Raw genomic sequence first — 19,395 nt, forward strand, 5'->3', positions numbered from 1 at the left:
CTATATCTGGATTATTAACATTTTAAAATGAATTAAATATGAGAGTATACATAAATGCTTCACCAATATATACTTGATTGTATATTTCATTACATTCCCCATAAATTAAATTTCTCGATAAATAGATTGCATATTAACAAAGCACTTTCACGAGGGAAAAATAATAAGCTGTATGTTAAATCCACAAAAACAGGCGTTGCTCGCACGTTTAAAATGGACGATAAAACAATGGCTATTTAGAGTGAAAAAAAAAACAGAAGAGGGATTATTTAGTAACAGGCTTTAACACAATGCAGACAAAGCAGCTTGTATTTAGCAAAGAGAAGAATGCATATTTACAGCCAACAAAAACTCGTAAATGGATGATTTTACATGTGCAAAAGAAATATCAGCTTGAAACAATTACTACACATGGCTTACGTCATACACATTGCTCCTTATTATTCGAAGCGGGTGCTAGCTTGAAGGAAGTACAGAATCGTTAGGACATAATGATGTGCAAACAACCATGAACATCTATGCACATGGTTACGCAAAAGGCGAAAGAAGAGGCAATATTAAAGTTCGCTGACTATATTAATATGTAACATAATTGACTACATTCGATTGAACAATGAAGTCACATGATATAGAAAAAACGTCAAAATCCTTATTTATCAAGGATTTTGACGTTCATTGAAATCATTTGATTTCATAAAATGGAGACGGCGGGAATTTGAACTAATTGCTGATAAACCTAGTCATATCAACGTTTCCAAGCACTTCTCATTATTATTAGCCAGATTATAGCCAGACGTGTCAACACCGTATTATAAATCTCCATACAGGGAAACTAACTTGTTCTTATTGCTAAATGCACATACTTAACAAAAATTGTAAATCCTATAAACATCCTGGATTACTACGCTGGTTCGAATGAAATGTTAGTAAAGAAACATTCATGTACTTAATAGAAGAATTTCAGTTCATCCCGAGCAAATATAATTAAAACCCTAGCACTTCTGTTTAGTTTTTCTGTTTTTCCAAAAACATACTGTATATCGATTTTAATTGCTCAGCATTGATTTCTATATTATTTTCATACATATACTTAACTGCGTGTCCTAAAGCAAGTGTAGTGGCACCAGCTACACTTGCCCCTATAGCTGATCCAGCACCTGGAACAAATTTTACAATCTGTCTAAATACAGATTTACCTATATTCCCAACTATAGTAGCTATTATTAACTCCTTTGCATTATCTTTTGATAAAGGTTTATCATATAATGTAGCTAACTTAAGCATCATACCAACCTGAATTCCTGTAATAGGTATAATATCTGATCCAGGAATGGGAGAAGCACCTACAGCTGCCGCTGAAGCTCCTGCTCCAACAATCCATTTATTTGCAACAGAACTTCTATTTTTTAAATGCTTTCCCAATAAAATATCCTTTGATTTCTTTCTTAATATATCCAATAGGTGTTTTTGTAACATTTCAATATTCTCACCTGTTTTAGATGATATTGGTGCAATTGGATACTGATTATAAGTTTTATCTTCTATATATTTGACTAATGAAGGTACATCATCTGCCGCATCTATTTTATTCAAAACAATTACTATATCATTATTAGTTTTAGAAATATCTTTAAGGTTTTTCAGTTCATTATCTGATAATACTGTACCAGCAGCATTTAAAAAAAATAATATAATATCGGCATTTTTATAGTACTCAAGTGTTACGTTGGAATTTTCTTTATGAACATCATCTAAACCTGGTGTATCAACAAAAACAATATTTTCTTTATATGGTATTTCTTTAATATCAACAGTTTCTCCAGGTTTGGCTCCTACCATAGCTATTTCTTCATTCATAAGTTTATTAATAGTGGAAGACTTTCCACAATTGACATCTCCTACTAAAGCCAATAAAATTTTTTGAGATAACTGAGCATTTATTTCTTCTGATTCTTTTTCAAACGCTTCTTCAAATACTTTATTAAATTCTTCCATATTATTTAGATTCGTCATAATCTCACCTCTATTATATGATAATTTAATTATAACATTTTTTAACATATATAAAGAAATGACATTATAAGTTGTATATTCAATGGATTTAAAGAACTATAAAAAGTATGGACACATCTTCACAGAAATTTCTGCACGTATTTTTGGTACTACAAAGCCACATTGTTTTGCACGTATTTTTGGTACTACAAAACTACATTGTTTTGCATGAAATTTTGGTACTACAAAACCACATTGTTTTGCACGTATTTTTGGTACTACAAAGCCATATTGTTTTGCACGTAATTTCGGTCTACAAAACTACATTGTTTTGCATGAAATTTTGGTACTACAAAACCAAAATTGTTTTACACATTTTTATGGAAGAACAAAACCCCAATTCCGTAACTTTATACACTTCATTCAGTCTCTAAATCTAGATACATTCCCCTATAGTATGTGACTTATATTCCTCTATAAACAAATCTGCCTCTACTGATTTTCCTGCAAAAATTACAAGAACTAAGAAAAAAAACGGAATATTTCTATAATCCCCTGCTTATAGTAAACGATCAAATAAAAATGGTGTCTTCATGACAATTGGAAAGGAATCGTAGAAATGAACGTAGTAGCTGGTAAATTAGAATTGCAATCGCTTTTGCTGGAGCAAGACGTTTTTTACAATGGTGAAATAATAAGTACAGACATGAAAAAAATCATTCTTTCAACGGCACTCGATCTGTTGAACATTTCAAAAGACCATGCTAATAGCAAACAAAAAAATCCCATTGCTTAGTACATACTTGCGATGGGATTTTGCATTTCACTGAAGAAACTCCGCCTATTCATTTAAACCGTCTTCTTCACTAAGCTTTCTAAATGATCCAGCTTGTACTTAGGTGGGATCGTGATCGGATTTATTCCATGCTCATTGAACAGCTTCAAATACTTTCGATATGTGCTAGCTGAATATTTTTCAGCTGCCGTGTCTAAGCTTCCTTTAGAAACACATTTCACAATTTCTTTCATTTGCAATTTTTCTCTAGTTGATAAATCCAGTGCAGCAATCATTGCTTCTAGCTTCGCATAAGAATAGAAATCACCTGTTGGGCAAATATTCAAAATGTAGTTGTTCATATAGTGGGCGTATTTTTCTTTATTAAAGTAATCTTTTAAAAACCGTGGCTCACCTTTTTTATACTTTTTATACTTCAAATGATTTTTTTCAACGCACACCTCAAATCTCATCACCCCTCTTTCCCACCTTTCTACATGTTCATTTTTATCTTCACGCTCTTGTTCCTTATCATAGAAGATGATGTGGATGCTTTTACATTGATGATATTGTGACGTAAAATAAATCTTTTTTTCCAAGTGAGCCGTTCTCTTTTTTAACTTCCTGAATAATTCAAAGTAAATCTTCCTAATATTTTCATTGGAAATCTCAACATCAAATCGATAATCTATTCTACTAAGATTGTGCTGCTCGAATAACAGCACATCCCCATACACGATGCTTAATGCTCTTCTTATATAGCTTTCAACTTGCTCATAATCGTTCTCGTCCACATTCCCTCTATTTAAAATCAAAGGAATATCTATTACCAGCTTGCAAAATGCAATTGGCTTATTCGAAAATTCAATGATGCTAATACCTTTCATCATATACCTGTGTAAAATTTGGTTTATTGGTTCCTCGCCATAATGATTTTCTCTAAATCGTAAATGTTCCTTATCTAATCCAACAATTGATAACTCTGCTGTATGTATCATATTTCATCCTCTTTTGAAGCAGCTGAATTTCTATTTAACGTAGGTATATCAATCAATCGTCGTTTTTTCTTACGCCAAATCAGCCTCTTATTTAATTCTCTTAACCGCTTATATTTCAAGCACTTTTTCATACTACAAACTTCAAAGAGAAACTATTCCAAAAAATCATGTTTTACACCTAAGTTTATTTTCAATGTTATTTAGCTAACATTTTAAGAGAAGAAAAACGGAGTGTTTGAAGAAGTTTAGTAGATTAATGGAAGCAAGTTAATTTTGTTTCTTGGAAGAAAATAAGCAATAAAAAAAATCCTACACCATGTACGATGTAGGATTGCAATCTAATATAGTTTATGAATAGAATTTTCTGACCGCTATTCTCAGTAATATTGCATTATAAGTTGATTAGTATTCTTTAAATCCACCTTTATCTCATTGGAAATCGTATAGGTTGGATAAATTGAATTTTTTTAAGCCATGTCACCCTCGTTTGCTTTTTTCGCTATATCGGTCAATTACCAATAATCAACTCACCCCTAATGCCTTATAAACCGCATCTATCGGATCTAAATAGAAAATTGGCTGAACTTTTACAATTAAATCTGCTGGCACGGTATAGAAATCACCTGCTGATGGAGCTGGTAGCAAGATTTTCTTTGCACCTGCATCCACACAAACTTGAAGGATATTAGCTAATTCCTCTACTTTCGAAATCGTCCCACCTACTGTCATATTTCCAACAATCACAAGACCTTCCTGTATAGGTTTCTCTAATGCTCCTGAACAAAGACCGATTAATTCTGCAATTGCAACCTGAGCAGTTAATCCAATGCCCTGTAAGTCTGTAAGATGCATTAAATAATCCTTCGTCTTGGTACTAATCGAACTGCTGACACTCTTACTATTGGCAGTGAAATAACGGAATGCGGTATCAAAGCTTTCTTTTACCTCTCGATTAGAGCCTATACCAGCTTTATCAAACTTGCCTGTGCCACTGACAACTTGGTTTTCTAATTTATAGACACCTATCATACCTGTCAGTGCTTGACCTACAACATAGACATGCCCTGGTCGTAACATCCCTTCTGGAATAAGCTTTCCACCGCCCTGCTCAGGAACAGCAACATGCTCTTCTTGCATCGTTTCATTATCTAAATAAGAAAACATTACATCATAGAATTCCATACCGCCAATTTTCTTCAGCTGTTCTTTTACTCTGCGGCGTCCCTCTAAAGCATATTTCAGGACTTCCTCAACATCCTCACGTGTATATTCACCATGAGGATATAGTAACTTCACTAAGCCTGACACCGTTTTACGTACGGCAATTGTGTCTCGTTGATTTAAGTTATTACCTAATTTAAAATAACGGTCAATTGCATCCGCAAACGAACGCTTTCTCATCTCACGGAAAAATTCAGCTACATAATCCACGATAAAGCCATAGCGATCCGTAAAGAATTCTGGACGCATTTTAGGAATTTCCCAGCCTGGCATATAATAATGCATTCGGTCGAAGAAAGCGGTGTCGTTCGCCATTTCAGGTGGGAATGGGGCAAATAAATGAGATGTTTTCAAAAGAACATCTACACTTTGATTAATATTACCGACAAATACCATCGATGCAGACGCATTTTTTTCTTCTTTGCCACGTGCAAATGACCCAGAAGCCATATAATCCTTCATTATTTGAATGCCATCTTTATCCTTAAAGCGGATGCCTGCTACTTCATCAAATGCTACACAATCCCACATACCAACCAAACCTACTTTCCGTGTAGACATATTATAAAAAAGGTTGGCAACGGTTGACTGACCGCCAGATACTAATATAGAATTCGGTGAAATTTCTTTATATACATGCGATTTACCTGTACCACGTGGTCCCAATTCACACATATTATAGTTGTTTTCCACCAAAGGCACTAAACGTAATAATAAATGCCACTTCACACGTTCTTCAAGCTGTGTTGGCTCCATGCCTGTTGAACGAATTAACACATCAATCCACTCATCTTTTGTGAACTGTTTACGCCCCTCAAAAACCTCCGTGATGTCCATATTCGGCATTTGAATTGGCTTTAAATTGCTCACACTAAATGGATTGATATTACGTACTTCCTCATCAAAGAAGTAATCAATTTTCACCATACACCAAATACCCCCTACTAGCAGCTTATCAAACTCTTTCACATAGCTTGGTGGCACAGGAACTCCTTTTAGTCCTAAATTTGAAAACTCTGCTTCATACGTATCAATTTTAGGATTTAAAGCAACCGTTACTTTATCGATAATGGAATATTGACCGAGCTCTCGAATTCTTGATTTAATTTTTTCTGCTTCATCTGGTCGCACAAAATTTTCAGCCAGTATTTTCTTCACTCGCTCTACGCCCTCACGAATACTTACCTCATCGTCCGTAGCTGCATACATACCTAATAGATACTCCAATACATAAACAGGCACGTTTGCCCCTTCTTTAATAAGCTTTGTTAAATCTTTACGCACCACTCGACCAGCAAAATGTTCATTTAATTTTTTATCTAAATTTAGTGTCGAAACCTCGTCCATGTTCACACCTCTTTACTAAAAGTCAAAATCACTGACAATGCCTAAGTTAATTGAAAACGGTATTTTATCGATTACAACATCCGTTTCCATATCTTTTATATTTAAATAATAGTTTTTTGCACGATCATACGTAATGCTTTTTAATACGAATTGCAGTTTAAATGTACGCTCTTCAGGTTTATCAAATGTTCGATCCCCAATTATTGTTTCTTCATTTGATAATACGCTTCCTTCATCATCCGTCATATAAATTAAAACGGTACGTGGAATCTTCTTATCTTCTATCTTTTCAGTTTGGAAAAACTCTAAGTTAAAAATGCTGTTTGTAATTTTTCGTGTCGTATTTGTTAGCTTAATATCCACTTTCTGAATCGCTTGGACACCTTTTTGACCAGCACGTTTATTTTTAAATGTTAGCAAGGGAACAACCACTTCCTGTAAGCTTGCTCCACCGTGTACAAAGTTTACACCTGCACCTTGCAGACGATTGCGAATTGTGCCATTTGGTAAATAAACCGTTAATGCTTCTTCATTTTGAACAATTGCAGATAAATCCACGGCAATTTGCCCCTCTAGTTTACGCTGTTCCTTCGATAAAATATGGCGGCGTTTCACTTCGATTACATCCATCTTCTCCTTCGCCAATTTATCACTATCAGGAAGCTCTTCACGTTGATATAAGAAACCATGATCGGCTGTAATATAAACATTCGAACCACTTAAATCATCACGTATCACCTTTATTAAAGCGGATAATTGATCTAACGCTTTTTCAACGGCATTGAAAGTATAAATTTCTGTAGACGCTTTATCACCCATTGCATCAATCGTGTCATGATAGAAGTAAATGAGTTTCTTCCCTTTAAAAACTTCTCTACGTCCTGCCTTATTCATATCTAACACATCCTGAAAATGCACTGCAATACTATCTTCCACATAAGATTCAAGTATTTTTTTACGATTTTCTAAACCAGATGAATCCGTATCATCAATCATTACTCGACCAGTTGCATCAAAATCAAGCTTACGATGAGGTAACAGAGCCGCCATCCCTAATTTTGTTACAGAAGGCAATACACCTAAAAGCGTGCCTACCTCACAATCACCTATTGTTTCTGCATTTAATCGTTCGGCTAGTTCTACGCCAACTTCATAACGCATCGCATCAGAAATAATAACGAACACTCTCTCACCTTTACGGATATGCGGTGCAATAACTGACGAATAAAAGCTTTGTTGACTTCTCACTCCTGGCAACGACCAATCCTCTGTCATCTCAGCTTTCACAGCCTGTGACCAATTAGTACTTAGCTCTGCCACAAACCAATTCGTATAAAGGTTTTCTACTAGTGATTTCAATTTTTTAAGCAATTCATTATTACTAGCCTCATCAAAAGCAACATAAAATTTACGGTAATACATATCCATAGCGTAATACTCTTTCACATACGCCTCTTGTATTGCGATTGGTTCACCCTGCATAAGCCCCTGCTTATGCTCCTTGTAAAACTCATGCATTTTTACGGTATAATACAATGCTTCATAAACAAATGTGAATTGCTCATAATAATGCTTTGCTCTACGCAGCTTAATTAGCTTTGTATAATTTTCAAAGTCCTCTAAATTCTCTAACAAGCTATTCGCAATTTTAATAATAATCGCCTTATCAAAATAGGGGAAAATGTCTGCTTGCTTGAATTCTTCAACAGGAATCGATTGAATGATGCTTGCTAATTTCACTTCTTGCTCAATTAATACTGCGTACTCATCAAATACAGCGTAATCCGTTTTATGGTGTCGCCAATGGTCGATGAATACTAATGAATTCGTGCGATTACGAACTGCTACAAAATCCTTTAATCCACCTAAATACTCCTCTTTCATTGCATGACTAAGTGCCGTAACCGTCAAATGAATAAATAATGTTTTCAAGGACTTTACTTCACGCTCATAGCTATAAAGCTGCTCTACATGTTTCCAAAAAGCAGCTAAATCAAAGAACTTCTCCATCTGTGCGATGTATTTATTTTCAGTATCTTCTAGCGTATCCATTAACACCATTTTTAAGACCGATTCAAAATCTGGTGTCTTAATGCCACAAAGAACGCTCATAATCGCAAGCTCAATCGATTCTTCTGTATAGTTCGTCAAACTAAAAGCCTGAAACTTCTTGAAGCGGTCTTTATTGTTGAAGAACTTTTCATATTTCTTAATAATCATTCGCAATGATGGATCAATATGTAAATCACTAATAATTAATGAAATACGATCTGCAAAAAACGTTTTCGAATAAAGCACAATATCGTACAACCAATTTTCTTCCGAATTCAATTCCAAATTCGTGTAAATCAAATAATGCGATTCCGTGTCCTCTTCCTCTAATAAATGCTTTAAATAAAATTGATTGTTATTCGTTAATTTCTGTATGTGTATACCATCTATTGTCATTTGATCAATTTCATCAATAAATTCTTGATCCTTATCTACCCAAAATACAATTTTACGCTGCTCGCCACTTTTCAACGGCTCATTAAATGCATCCTGTAATGCAGATTCTATTTGTTCGATATTCAATTGAATCACCTCACCTTATATTATAGCTGAAAACACAAAAAGCCTCTTCTAATTTGAGAGGCTTGTAAGGAATTCTGTGTATAGAACATGTTTATTAAAACGGCTGCTCCGTTTCTAAATTATCCTTTTGAATAATTTCCTTCTATTCTTCATGCTGAATGTCATGAAGAAAATAAAACTCCTTAAATTCTTCATATATTTCAAGAAATTGGGCTTTTAATTGTTTCGACGTATCTACACCATTCTCATATTGCTTAAGGAAATTTCGACATAATACCGACATTTCCTTTAAGATACTATTGCCATAATCATCATCTAAATACGATACTTCTTCTAAAAATACATTAGCAAATGTATAGCATTCTACTTCATTTTTCAAAAAAGACTTCAGTAAACCGTTACACCTATAAATTTGAGCAAAATCAAAATGAACATTACTATTTCCTATTACATCCATTTGCCTAACTCTTTCTACAGAATAATCATTCTCTAAATATTCATATTCTACAGTACTAACTAAATCCTGCGAAATGGTTCCAGCTATGACTTGTTCCAAATAATCATTAGCCATAGCAATATCAAAATCTAAAGGTTCAATATCATTGATATATCGGATGAATGGATTTTTATCTTTCGTCTTCATTAAATAAACGATTAACTCTTTCGCTGCTATTTTTTCGTTTATATTCTGTTCTTGTAATGAGTTTTTTCTGAATTCCTGTAAAAATACTTTTTCAGCCTTGGAACCATATCTAACTTCATACGTGTAAATACTTTGCATCCTCGCTAAGCGATCAATCTCTAAATAGTACTTTTTAGAAATTGAACCAATGACTCTACCAAAAAAATCTTTAAGTTCTTCGTTATTTCGGATGCTTCCTGAGAAAAAATCTTCTTCATAATTTCCTTTAAAACTCTGCCGAATGTAGCTCGATAATTCTAACTTTTCTGCTTTCAATTCCGTTGATACATGAAATCGACCGTATCTATGCTTATCATAAAAGATACTTAATAATTGTAGAAAAGCATTTTCCCTCGTACTTAATCTAATAGCAATACCATTTCTTAAAATACGATTATGTAGGTTTTGATGATTGTGACTTTTCAAGCTATCCTCAAAAATTGTAATATCCTCAATATTTTCAGATAATACGATTACTACCTTCTGTAGCCTCTCAATGCCAACAGCTAAATTATAAAGAAGCATGAACATTTCACTTTCAATATCAAATAAATCAATTTGTTCAAGCTCTTTCATCCCATTATAAATAAATGTACCCGCAATTTCGATTTCGGTTCCCATTTTAAAGTTTTTATAATGTAAGACAGGATCTGTAAATATATCTGTCATGCGTCCAACTCCTTATATCAAATAAATATCTAACGAATACCATAAATCTTCTTCTGGAATGTACTTCTTTAACTTTTCATATAGTTCATTCTTTGCTTGGTCTTCCTTTGACATAGAATCTATACAAATATAATCTATGAAATCGATATATTTTGTCTTCAACTTATGTTAACCTCGTATGTTTTTACTATTTTCTTGATAATTCCTTTTAAATCACTTATTATTTCTTGCTATTTCTCTATAATTTCTTCATTAAGTTTAATTTTTTATTATTTGACTGTCTGAATAGACATATCCAATTTTTTTTAAAAGGCGGCAATATATACTTTTCTCCATTCATTTTGATATGTAAAGCCATTATAAATATGAACCATATCACTATAAATTGGCACAAAGTAATCGTTACTTTATTTAAATACACTTCTCTATCATGCATCCCCTCATTATTTAAGAGATTAATATTTCCTTATCAAAATTTCCTCTTCGAATTAATTCAACAGGTAACACTTTATGTTCTTGTTCATACTCAATACTTACTCCCTTAATAGTATTACCTAATATAACCTATCAACCTATATATTTACAATATTATTATTGGCAATCAAAACTAGATTTATTTGATTATATTGTTCTATATTAATAAACTCTGTATGGAAGTAATTCATCTAGTAATGGTTGATAGATTTCATTTTTTCATTCAATTCCACGTGATGATTTTTTTCCCTTGAAAGTAACAGTAATTCCTGCAATTAATACACTGAACTTTTAATACGACTATGCCAGTCATTGAATCTGTGAAAAATGTTTCCCACTCAATTTATACAAAATATTCACTTCTCAATATCAAATTAGCATTGTAATTGCAAAATGAAAGAGAAGCAAGTTTATAACAATTGCTTCCCTTTCTATAATTAAATCTTCGCTACTAACCCTTCAAATAGCTCATAATTATGCTTCACACCGTCATCTAAATCGATTTCAATTTGCTGATCCGCCATATGATGCAGTAACTCATCATATGTTTTCAATTCATCAATTTTCTTTTCTAGCAATTTTAATTCTTTCTTTGCCGCTGCAATTTCTTTAACAGTTGAATCACCATTGATAACATTCAATAAATCTATTTTCTCCGCATCCATTCGGTTTTGCACTTCATGTACATAATCTGTACGTATACGTGATAACGTTGTATTGTCATAACGGTGCATGTAAATTAAGCAATTGAACGCTTTTTCTTTACCTGATGTGAAGAGCCAGTAAAGAGGTCGCTTTTTATAAGTTTGGACATGATCTTTGAAGAAATCATTTAAGAAATAGCGGCGAATTGTTTCTCGAGCCGTTTCTGTTTTCTTACGCCCAATAGCATCTGCAATAAAATCAAGATTTTCTTCAAGTTTTTCTTCGCTAAACGTCACTCGCACAAATTCTACGAATCTCGACACAATATCATCCTCAAAATAAGCACCATCTAAAATTGGCAACACATTATCCGAATCAGCTAGGAACGTTTTATAACGATCCATATCAAACTCCCCACCAGCATAAACCAAACCTTCTTCATCGAGGGAATATCGACCAAAAGTACAACCTATTGCATAAGAGATAAATGATTTAATATCCTTATTTATAGATGGTAAAGATATAGTAATTGCCTCTTCCGATAAGTTACAATCCAAATCAGTTTGTAATGAATATAAATTAATAAAAACTCTATTAATTTCCTCTTCATTTAATTTAGTTTTATGAAATAATTCTTCTTTCTTTTCTTTATATTGAATAAATGCAGTCTCAACTTTTACACTGTGGTTTACTAAAAATGGATGTTTCATGAAATTTCTTGACGTTTCAAATGAATCCCAATCTTCCTTTGCCATTTCAGTGTTTTCCTCAACTAATTGAGTAACTCTTTTCTTGTTTTCACTCACTAAAAGTGGTAATGACAGTACATCCCCTACTGTAGTATTTAGAGTTGGATTAATCATTTTTAATAAATATTGAGCAACTTTTGAATTTAATAACCCTAAAACATAAAAATCACATTCAAAAATTTCATTAAATATAGTTGGTGAACCTGAGCTATATAAAGATTCTTTTTCTTTAATTCTAAAACCGGGTGTAGCAGAAGTAATTAAGTTCCAAGTTAAACCAACTTTACCTACAAATTTAGGATTTAATAATCCACCATGTGATGCATAGTAATTTTGTGAATCCTTAGACCAATCTACAACCAGAATATCATTACCATAGTACTTTTTGAAATCCCCACCATTTAGATAACTCACCCACTTATTATTATTTGAAGTGACCTCCCAAAAATATCTAACGTATTTTTCGTTGTCATGAGTTTTATTTCTTCCTCCCGAAATAAATGTATTACCTAATTTCTCGTATTCAAATATATCTACATTCGATAACCAATAAGCAATAGGTTTTCCAGGAATTTTACTAAATTTAACTTCATTAGACTGATAACGATATGGGACTGTTGGATTTTGAACTGCTTCTAATGTTTTAATTGACTGATTTTTTGCACCTTTAAAGTCTGACAATTTAATATAAGTTCCACTTAAGTCACATTGGTAATTTTTTAATGTAAAGGTGCATATCGGCACAGTCGCACCATCAAACCCTGAATACTCAAGTTGAACTAAGCTACTTATCATTTTTTCGTTAATTATCTTAGACCTTAATTTTTCATAGGTCGAAATGAACATCCAAACAAAAGGAGTCATGAATCCCATGTGACCATTTTCTTTTGTGACTTTGAAACTATATTCAATAAATGCCGAAAATAAATCCGATTTAACATCTGAATAATTCTTATTTAAATACTCCGATACTTCTGAAGTCACATACTTTGATCCAGCATAAGGCGGATTAGTTATGAATACATCATATTTCTTATCCATAATCGAAAATTGATGTAATAAATTTTTATATAAAGGTAAAATTCGACCCTTTAATTCTAATTCAAACAAGTTGTCTGACTGTTGTTCAATTTCAACTATTCGATTTTGAAAAAATTCTAACTCTAACGTATCTAATTGAATAAGCGAACCAATTGATTTTGCATGTTTAAACTGATTAACAAAAACATTCATTATTTCGTACTTTTCGCCAGATGACGCACCTGCTAAAAATGCTACTTCCTCAGCTGTTAAATTATTAGTTTCTTGTATAGATGCCAAATTCATTATCAAACCATCACGTTCAATGCTTCTTAAAAAACGTTTATTATATTTCATCGCCTTCATAATTACTGAAAAACTTGCTAATTGGTAAGCTCGATCATCTATATCCAATCCATACAAATTTTTCTCAACAATGAGACGAGGAATTTCCCTCTCCATATAGCCACATTTACTATATATTTCAAATAACACATCGAACATATAAACTAAAATATGGCCGCTCCCCATCGCAGGATCAAAACACTTAATATCTTCAACATTTAGCTCTTTATTAATATATGGTGCTAATTTCTCTTCAAAATCAGCCTCAGAATTCGGATTTTCTAAATAGTATTCCCAATCCGAAATTAAATCTCTATGTTCGGGATGAGCTTCAATCCAATAACGTCCTAAAGCATTTTGCACCATATAACGTACAATCCATTCAGGTGTAAATAACTGTGTTGCAAATGGTAACTCTTCCGCTTTATATCTCTTCTTCGCCTTAATTACACGATCATTTTCATCAGAAATATAATACTGATAAAGCCAACCCACTATTTCAACATTTGCCCAATCCTTTTCTGGGATAACAGTAACATCAGTCATTTTACGCACAAACGTATCCGTTCCAAGCAAACCTTCTGGGAATAGAACTTCCATATAACCTTCAATCGTCTCAAACATAAACGACATATAACGATTCAGATCATTACAATGTATTTTAATTAGATATTTAAATAGCTCGTCTGTTTTGTTTTCGATTTTCAAGTTATAAACTAACTCTTTATCAATCGGTAAGTCCAAATTCAATGCTTCTTTAAACATATCTGGCTCTGTACTATCTGGGTTCACAGAAGAAAGTACACGTACCTTTGTTGGTAAGTAATCATTTACTTCCATATAACGTAGAGCAATAAAACGGTTAAACCACGTATAAGCAGCCTCTTCCATAACACGGTCATAGCCAATTTCATTAACATGTGTAATTAATTTATTACGTTGCTTACGTTCAACATCAGAAAGCGGCTTGCCATCAATAAAGATGGCGTCCGAACTTTCTAATGATGCATGCTGAATTGCGTCAGGCGTAATCCCAAGCTTACGTGCTTGTAGTTGAATTTTTTCAAGTAGTTCGAGGCGTGCTTCTGTTGCAAAGCTCTTTAAAGCCGATTTATTCATTGCTCAACATCCTTTACTCAATAAACTCAATTTGTTTATTTGATTTGATAATTTGCTTTAATTTTGCAGACAGCGTTGAAATATATTGGTCTACATCCTGCTCCGTCGCAAGTGTTTTCATTGGCACTAATGCAGTTACCTTTACGGACTCTTTTTGAACAACAGGTTCCTCTACTGGTGGGACATTTGATTCCCCACTGATTATACGCTGTTGCTCAGCTTTACGTTTTTCTTCTTGTGCTATTTCTTGATTGATGATGCGGCTCATTCTATCCTTCAAGCTTGCACTTTGAGAAATTGTAGCATCCACCTTATAAATGTCAGTAAATGTTGCAATATCAGCTAATAGCTTCGTAAAATAAGCTTCCACGTTTTGTTTTGTTTCAGCAGATACGCCATATTGTCGAGATAATAATGCTACCTCATCATAATCTAGTTGCACCTTTTCTTGTGCAAAGGCAATTTTGTCTGTTAAGACCTTATTAAATGAAATATCAAGAGCATTCGTTAGCTCTGGGATTTCTTTAATTTTCTTATATGGAATCGGATCATTTAGTATCTCCTGTAGTTGCTGCATTGGCTGTTTAATTTCTTCACCAAATAAATAAGTCTTATTGTCCTCATATTTTTTATATGCTGCTAAGCCTTTGTCAAATAGCTCCTTTTGATTTGTCCCAAAAAAGCTCTTCACATAAGCAATGTCTTCTTCCCAATCTAACAGGTTATCCTCTAGCTCTTTTAGCTTTTCAAAGAAGGAAACACTATCCAATCTGGCATCAAACTGCTCGAAATACTCTAGCCCTTTATTTAATAAGCTCATCCCTGGATATTTACGTCCTTCATAACGAATCTTGTAGCCTTTAATTTCACTGATTTGCGTTTCCATTAAGCCTTGAATGTCTTTTAATAAGCCATCCTCATCATCTGCTAAGTTCGTTGTATTAAACACGTCCTTGCAAATACTTTTAGCAGTTCGAATTAATGCTTCATCTACTTTAGTACGTTTGACAACAATCGCTTTCTCTGACTCTGACGACTTGACTAAAGCTGTTATGATTTTATTCGTATCTTTTGCTGGCTCAATATATTCAGAATTGTAGCGAATACGTATTCGCTGCTCGATTAAAAGCTCTACAATAAGTGCAGCAACATCTAACGGCTTCCACCCATATGGCTTATCCTGATAACGATCATATATTTTCTTCACCGTAATTTGTTTCTTAATTTGATCCTGTAAATCAACAAATTCAAATACTTCACGCTTTGCTTCTTGGTTAGGCTTTGCCACAATGGAATCATCCAAAGACAATTGACTGCTATCCGTATTTAACAAAGCAACTAAATCTTTTTCGCTATCTAAATGATCTTGAATATAGCCTAATTTAATAAAAACGTTATCTACTAGCACTTTAAATGCTACATTGATTTTTTCTTTTACAGAAGAGCCTTTAATTTCTACCTTTTCTCCGTAAATGTAGAATTCTGCATCCTTAATCGCCTCTGTTAATAAATCTCTTACTCGGCGTTTACGATCCTTCACTTCGACTTGCTTGTTATTTAAAATGTTTTGAATGTTTTCAGGTTGCTGTAAAGGATTTTTCTTTTTGCGATAGTCCTCAATTTTTAATGCTTCTTCCATTTCTTCTACATAAGAATCATTTGCACCTAGCTTGATAAGCATTTCTCCACTGCCAGATGTAAGCAGCATTAGCTCCTGTTGCGATTTTTGATAATGATCCGATAATGGTGAAATAATTTGCACACCAATCAAAGACGTTTGGTTTCCATAATTTTTTTCATCCATTTTTTGATTAAATGGGAACGCATAGTGTTTTGAATAATTGAAACGTTTTTCGTCATAAAGGTCGAGGAATATCGTATTTGCTAATTCGCGTTTTAGTACATCCTCATCGATAGTCACTTGCTTAATTTCACGGTTAATATCCTGCTCATCATCTGTCAAGAATACATAATAGTCACCGTTTTTCTGAATTAATGTTTGTGCAATCAATTTACGCAAAGCTGATTTAATTTTTTCTTTTAACTGTAGTTTATCCTCATCAATGTTTGTTACCATCAATGTTGCGATGTTATCGATCGTAGCTGGTAGCTCTTTCACGTACTTGATCATGAATAGCACTTTTAATAAATCGATATTAAATTCCTCATCTTTTAAAGCTGGGTTTTCTTTTGCCCCTTCAATTACACGTGAAATCGCTGGGTTTAAGAATTCTTTAATCGTGTCATAAAATGCATAAAACGGAATTAAAGTACCTTCTTCTGCTTCTTTATAATAAAGTGCAGCTTCCTTAAAGGCGGAAAGCATTGAACGCTCGCCTTCCGATAAATGCTTACCAGATGAACCGTGCTTTCGTACTTGTTCAAATACATTTTGTAGTAATTTAAATTGATACGGAATAAATGGATATACTTCCGCAAATTCTTGTTCATGATCATATCCTCTTAAATCAGCTGTGCTTTCACGGAAGCTAATTAGATTTTTTAATATCGCACTTTTCTCTGGATAAATTGCCTTTAATTTATCTGTTACATGCGGATGCTTTTCTAATATACGCTTTTTGATTACTTCATCAACTGAAATTGAAGATAAAGACAAACGAGTATCAAAACGTCCTTGAATACGTGAGAAGTCATCACCTTTTACTTTAATAATCGAATCAATGCTTTCCTGAGAAGTAACCATTACCCATACTTTTCCTTCAGCATATGTACCTAAATCTTCTGTTAGTGTTTGCAAATTAAGCATTAGATTGCGGTTATCGCCAATATACTGACCAATTTCATCTACTAAAAATACTAAATGGAAATTTGGTCCCTTTGAATCTATGTAATCCTTTACGTCTTTCGCAAACGTTTGAATATCCATTTCAAAGTCATCTACTTTTTCTTCAATCCATTTGCGTGCAGAAGCCTCTGATAGATTTATCACTTTTCCTAAAGCTTCAATGACAAAGTCTTGATCAAAATAGAATGTGCTACGACGTTCTTCCCAGCTTTCGCCTACAAGCGATTGGAACTCCTGCTTAAAAGCTTCAAATTTGCCTTGCTTATCAAGGAATTTCTCCATTTCAGCAACACCTGGAATATCTCCATAATAGCCACGGTGCTCATAGAATACTTTCATAAATACACGTAAAATGGCATCTTCTTTTGATTTGTTATCTAATGAACTTTTTGAATCAATATTGAATAAAACAACTTCTGTTTCAATATCTGCCGCTTTTTTCATATTGGCATATACTAATGGATCTTTAATCTTATCTTCAAATAGATTTACAGGGTATTCATTTTCTACCATACGGTTTTCTAATAGGTACGCTAAAATCTTTAAGAAATGCGATTTACCGGAACCAAAAAACCCACTAATCCAAACACCCATCTTGTCTGTTTTTCCAACAATTCCTCGTTGGTAGTTCTCATAAAACTTCGAAAGATGCTTATTCAATTCCTGCGTCACAACGTATTCATCAAGTTCATTATGAATATCTTCATCACTCGTTTGAGCTACTTTAATAACGCCACGAATATCACGCTCAATACGCTTTAAAAACATGTCCTTTAAAATCATCTAAAAAGCCTCCCTATTCTAATCAATTAATCGAAATGCTCGGTAATAGTTGTCATCTTTAAATTTGCTAAATAGCTGTAATGATTGCCCATCATATTGCCCTGGGAAAAACATAACAACTGGTGTTTTGTCTAAAATTTCTTGTAGATTGTTCAAAATGTTATGAGAACGCACAAAAGGATATACCTTCCCTACACCTGTAAGAAAAATCACATTATGACCGTCTAATTTTTCTTTGATTTTATTTAGGAAGATTTCTGGCTTTGCAAAAGTTGTCATTGCTTTAAACAACGCTTCCTTGCCCTGCCTTTCTTCCATTTGAAAAATCCGCTCATAAATACGCTTTTCTTTCGTTATTTCAAGGAGCGTCTTATATAAGTCCACCTCTAAAATTTGGCGTGTTGAGCCATCATAGTCGAATTCTTTTTTGATGTGCTGTATATAATCTCTCATTTCAAGCTCATGAACAGGTTCGTAGTCAAATACATAGAAACTAATTTCATTACCTAGACCTCTACCTTCAATAAACTTATCTTCTTTTAGCTTTGGAATAATTTTGTCCAGTCGCTCATTAAAATTAACCATAATAGCCTCCTGCTTCTCCCATCGCTTGTAAATACTTAGTATCACCAAGATGATTCAGATGAATTTTTATACGCTCATCGATATACAAACGGTTTAACTCATTGGATTTTAAATCTTTCAGTAGACCTGCATTTAACAAGATTTTTTTGAATACCTGTTTAAGTTTTGCTACTGTTGTATCAGACCAGCCAGCCATAAATTCACTTTGCTCCATCTTTGCCGCAAAAAATACATTCACATCAACCTTATCAAGGTAATAATCATTGTTGTTTAACTTTTCAGCTACAACTTCCCGCATGAATTCATAGAAAAGAAGATCAAATTTCATGATGGCATAAAGGTTGATCACTTTCCCCACCTCATACGGTTCATCAATCAATAATTGCATTAGTAATTCGTCTAGTAAGTCCACTCGCTTTAAAATATACGGCATTGCTCTTTTAACACTTGATAGCTTTTCAAATTGAAAAATGTTTTCTTCTAATATTTTATATCGAATTTCTTTATCCGAATAACCTTGTTGCTTTAATTTTGCTACTTGCTTCACCTCGTAAAGCATAAATCCAGCACCGGTTAAGACAGAAGAATATCCTATATCCATTGTCATTGAT

At 33.4% G+C, this 19,395-nt stretch carries 11 protein-coding genes; 2 read left to right on the forward strand and 9 right to left on the reverse strand.

The window, feature by feature from the left end:
• Window positions 1-290 precede the first annotated feature (290 nt).
• A complete protein-coding gene (locus MKZ14_RS17780) occupies window positions 291-485 on the forward strand; it encodes a tyrosine-type recombinase/integrase (RefSeq protein WP_333003662.1) in 195 nt (64 codons plus the stop codon).
• Window positions 486-1,005: 520 nt separating this feature from the next.
• Here the strand turns inward: MKZ14_RS17780 and MKZ14_RS17785 are convergent.
• Entirely contained in the window at window positions 1,006-2,013 is a 1,008-nt protein-coding gene (locus tag MKZ14_RS17785; RefSeq protein ID WP_339280262.1) for a GTPase, read from the reverse strand.
• 598 nt (window positions 2,014-2,611) lie between these two features.
• Between MKZ14_RS17785 and MKZ14_RS17790 the strand changes: the two genes are divergently transcribed.
• On the forward strand, window positions 2,612-2,788 hold the full coding sequence (locus tag MKZ14_RS17790) for a hypothetical protein (RefSeq protein WP_339280263.1): 177 nt from the start codon (window positions 2,612-2,614) through the stop codon (window positions 2,786-2,788).
• Window positions 2,789-2,841: 53 nt separating this feature from the next.
• Here MKZ14_RS17790 and MKZ14_RS17795 read toward each other — a convergent pair whose 3' ends face one another.
• The 8 genes from MKZ14_RS17795 to MKZ14_RS17830 form a co-directional block, all read right to left on the reverse strand.
• A complete protein-coding gene (locus MKZ14_RS17795; RefSeq protein ID WP_339280264.1) occupies window positions 2,842-3,765 on the reverse strand; it encodes a hypothetical protein in 924 nt (307 codons plus the stop codon).
• A gap of 522 nt (window positions 3,766-4,287) precedes the next feature.
• Window positions 4,288-6,333 carry a protease Lon-related BREX system protein BrxL gene (gene brxL, locus MKZ14_RS17800; RefSeq protein WP_339280265.1) on the reverse strand — a complete coding sequence of 682 codons (2,046 nt, stop codon included), beginning with the start codon at window positions 6,331-6,333 and terminating at the stop codon, window positions 4,288-4,290.
• Between the two features lie 15 nt (window positions 6,334-6,348).
• Entirely contained in the window at window positions 6,349-8,907 is a 2,559-nt protein-coding gene (pglZ, locus tag MKZ14_RS17805) for a BREX-1 system phosphatase PglZ type A (protein ID WP_339280266.1), read from the reverse strand.
• 142 nt (window positions 8,908-9,049) lie between these two features.
• Complete coding sequence (locus tag MKZ14_RS17810) at window positions 9,050-10,258, reverse strand: hypothetical protein (RefSeq protein ID WP_339280267.1); 1,209 nt, start codon at window positions 10,256-10,258, stop codon at window positions 9,050-9,052.
• Between the two features lie 911 nt (window positions 10,259-11,169).
• Window positions 11,170-14,610, reverse strand: coding sequence for a BREX-1 system adenine-specific DNA-methyltransferase PglX (pglX, locus tag MKZ14_RS17815; protein WP_339280268.1), 3,441 nt, complete (start codon window positions 14,608-14,610; stop codon window positions 11,170-11,172).
• A gap of 13 nt (window positions 14,611-14,623) precedes the next feature.
• Window positions 14,624-18,199: a BREX system P-loop protein BrxC gene (brxC, locus tag MKZ14_RS17820; protein ID WP_339280269.1), complete on the reverse strand. Its 3,576-nt coding sequence runs from the start codon at window positions 18,197-18,199 to the stop codon at window positions 14,624-14,626.
• 18 nt (window positions 18,200-18,217) lie between these two features.
• Window positions 18,218-18,784 carry a DUF1788 domain-containing protein gene (locus tag MKZ14_RS17825; RefSeq protein WP_016993251.1) on the reverse strand — a complete coding sequence of 189 codons (567 nt, stop codon included), beginning with the start codon at window positions 18,782-18,784 and terminating at the stop codon, window positions 18,218-18,220.
• Window positions 18,777-19,391: a DUF1819 family protein gene (locus MKZ14_RS17830; protein ID WP_339280270.1), complete on the reverse strand. Its 615-nt coding sequence runs from the start codon at window positions 19,389-19,391 to the stop codon at window positions 18,777-18,779. Before MKZ14_RS17830 ends, MKZ14_RS17825 begins: the two co-directional genes overlap by 8 nt.
• Between the last annotated feature and the right edge of the window lie 4 nt (window positions 19,392-19,395).

It is taken from the genome of Lysinibacillus sp. FSL P2-0066, from assembly GCF_037969495.1.
Lineage (GTDB): Bacteria > Bacillota > Bacilli > Bacillales_A > Planococcaceae > Lysinibacillus > Lysinibacillus boronitolerans.

Coding starts and splice junctions, on each gene's coding strand:
- MKZ14_RS17830 (WP_339280270.1), bottom strand. CDS start 19,391: ATGACAATGGATATAGGATATTCTTCTGTCTTAACCGGTGCTGGATTT.
- pglX (WP_339280268.1), bottom strand. CDS start 14,610: ATGAATAAATCGGCTTTAAAGAGCTTTGCAACAGAAGCACGCCTCGAA.
- MKZ14_RS17790 (WP_339280263.1), top strand. CDS start 2,612: ATGAACGTAGTAGCTGGTAAATTAGAATTGCAATCGCTTTTGCTGGAG.
- MKZ14_RS17810 (WP_339280267.1), bottom strand. CDS start 10,258: ATGACAGATATATTTACAGATCCTGTCTTACATTATAAAAACTTTAAA.
- brxL (WP_339280265.1), bottom strand. CDS start 6,333: ATGGACGAGGTTTCGACACTAAATTTAGATAAAAAATTAAATGAACAT.
- MKZ14_RS17825 (WP_016993251.1), bottom strand. CDS start 18,784: ATGGTTAATTTTAATGAGCGACTGGACAAAATTATTCCAAAGCTAAAA.
- MKZ14_RS17780 (WP_333003662.1), top strand. CDS start 291: ATGCAGACAAAGCAGCTTGTATTTAGCAAAGAGAAGAATGCATATTTA.
- brxC (WP_339280269.1), bottom strand. CDS start 18,199: ATGATTTTAAAGGACATGTTTTTAAAGCGTATTGAGCGTGATATTCGT.
- MKZ14_RS17795 (WP_339280264.1), bottom strand. CDS start 3,765: ATGATACATACAGCAGAGTTATCAATTGTTGGATTAGATAAGGAACAT.
- MKZ14_RS17785 (WP_339280262.1), bottom strand. CDS start 2,013: ATGACGAATCTAAATAATATGGAAGAATTTAATAAAGTATTTGAAGAA.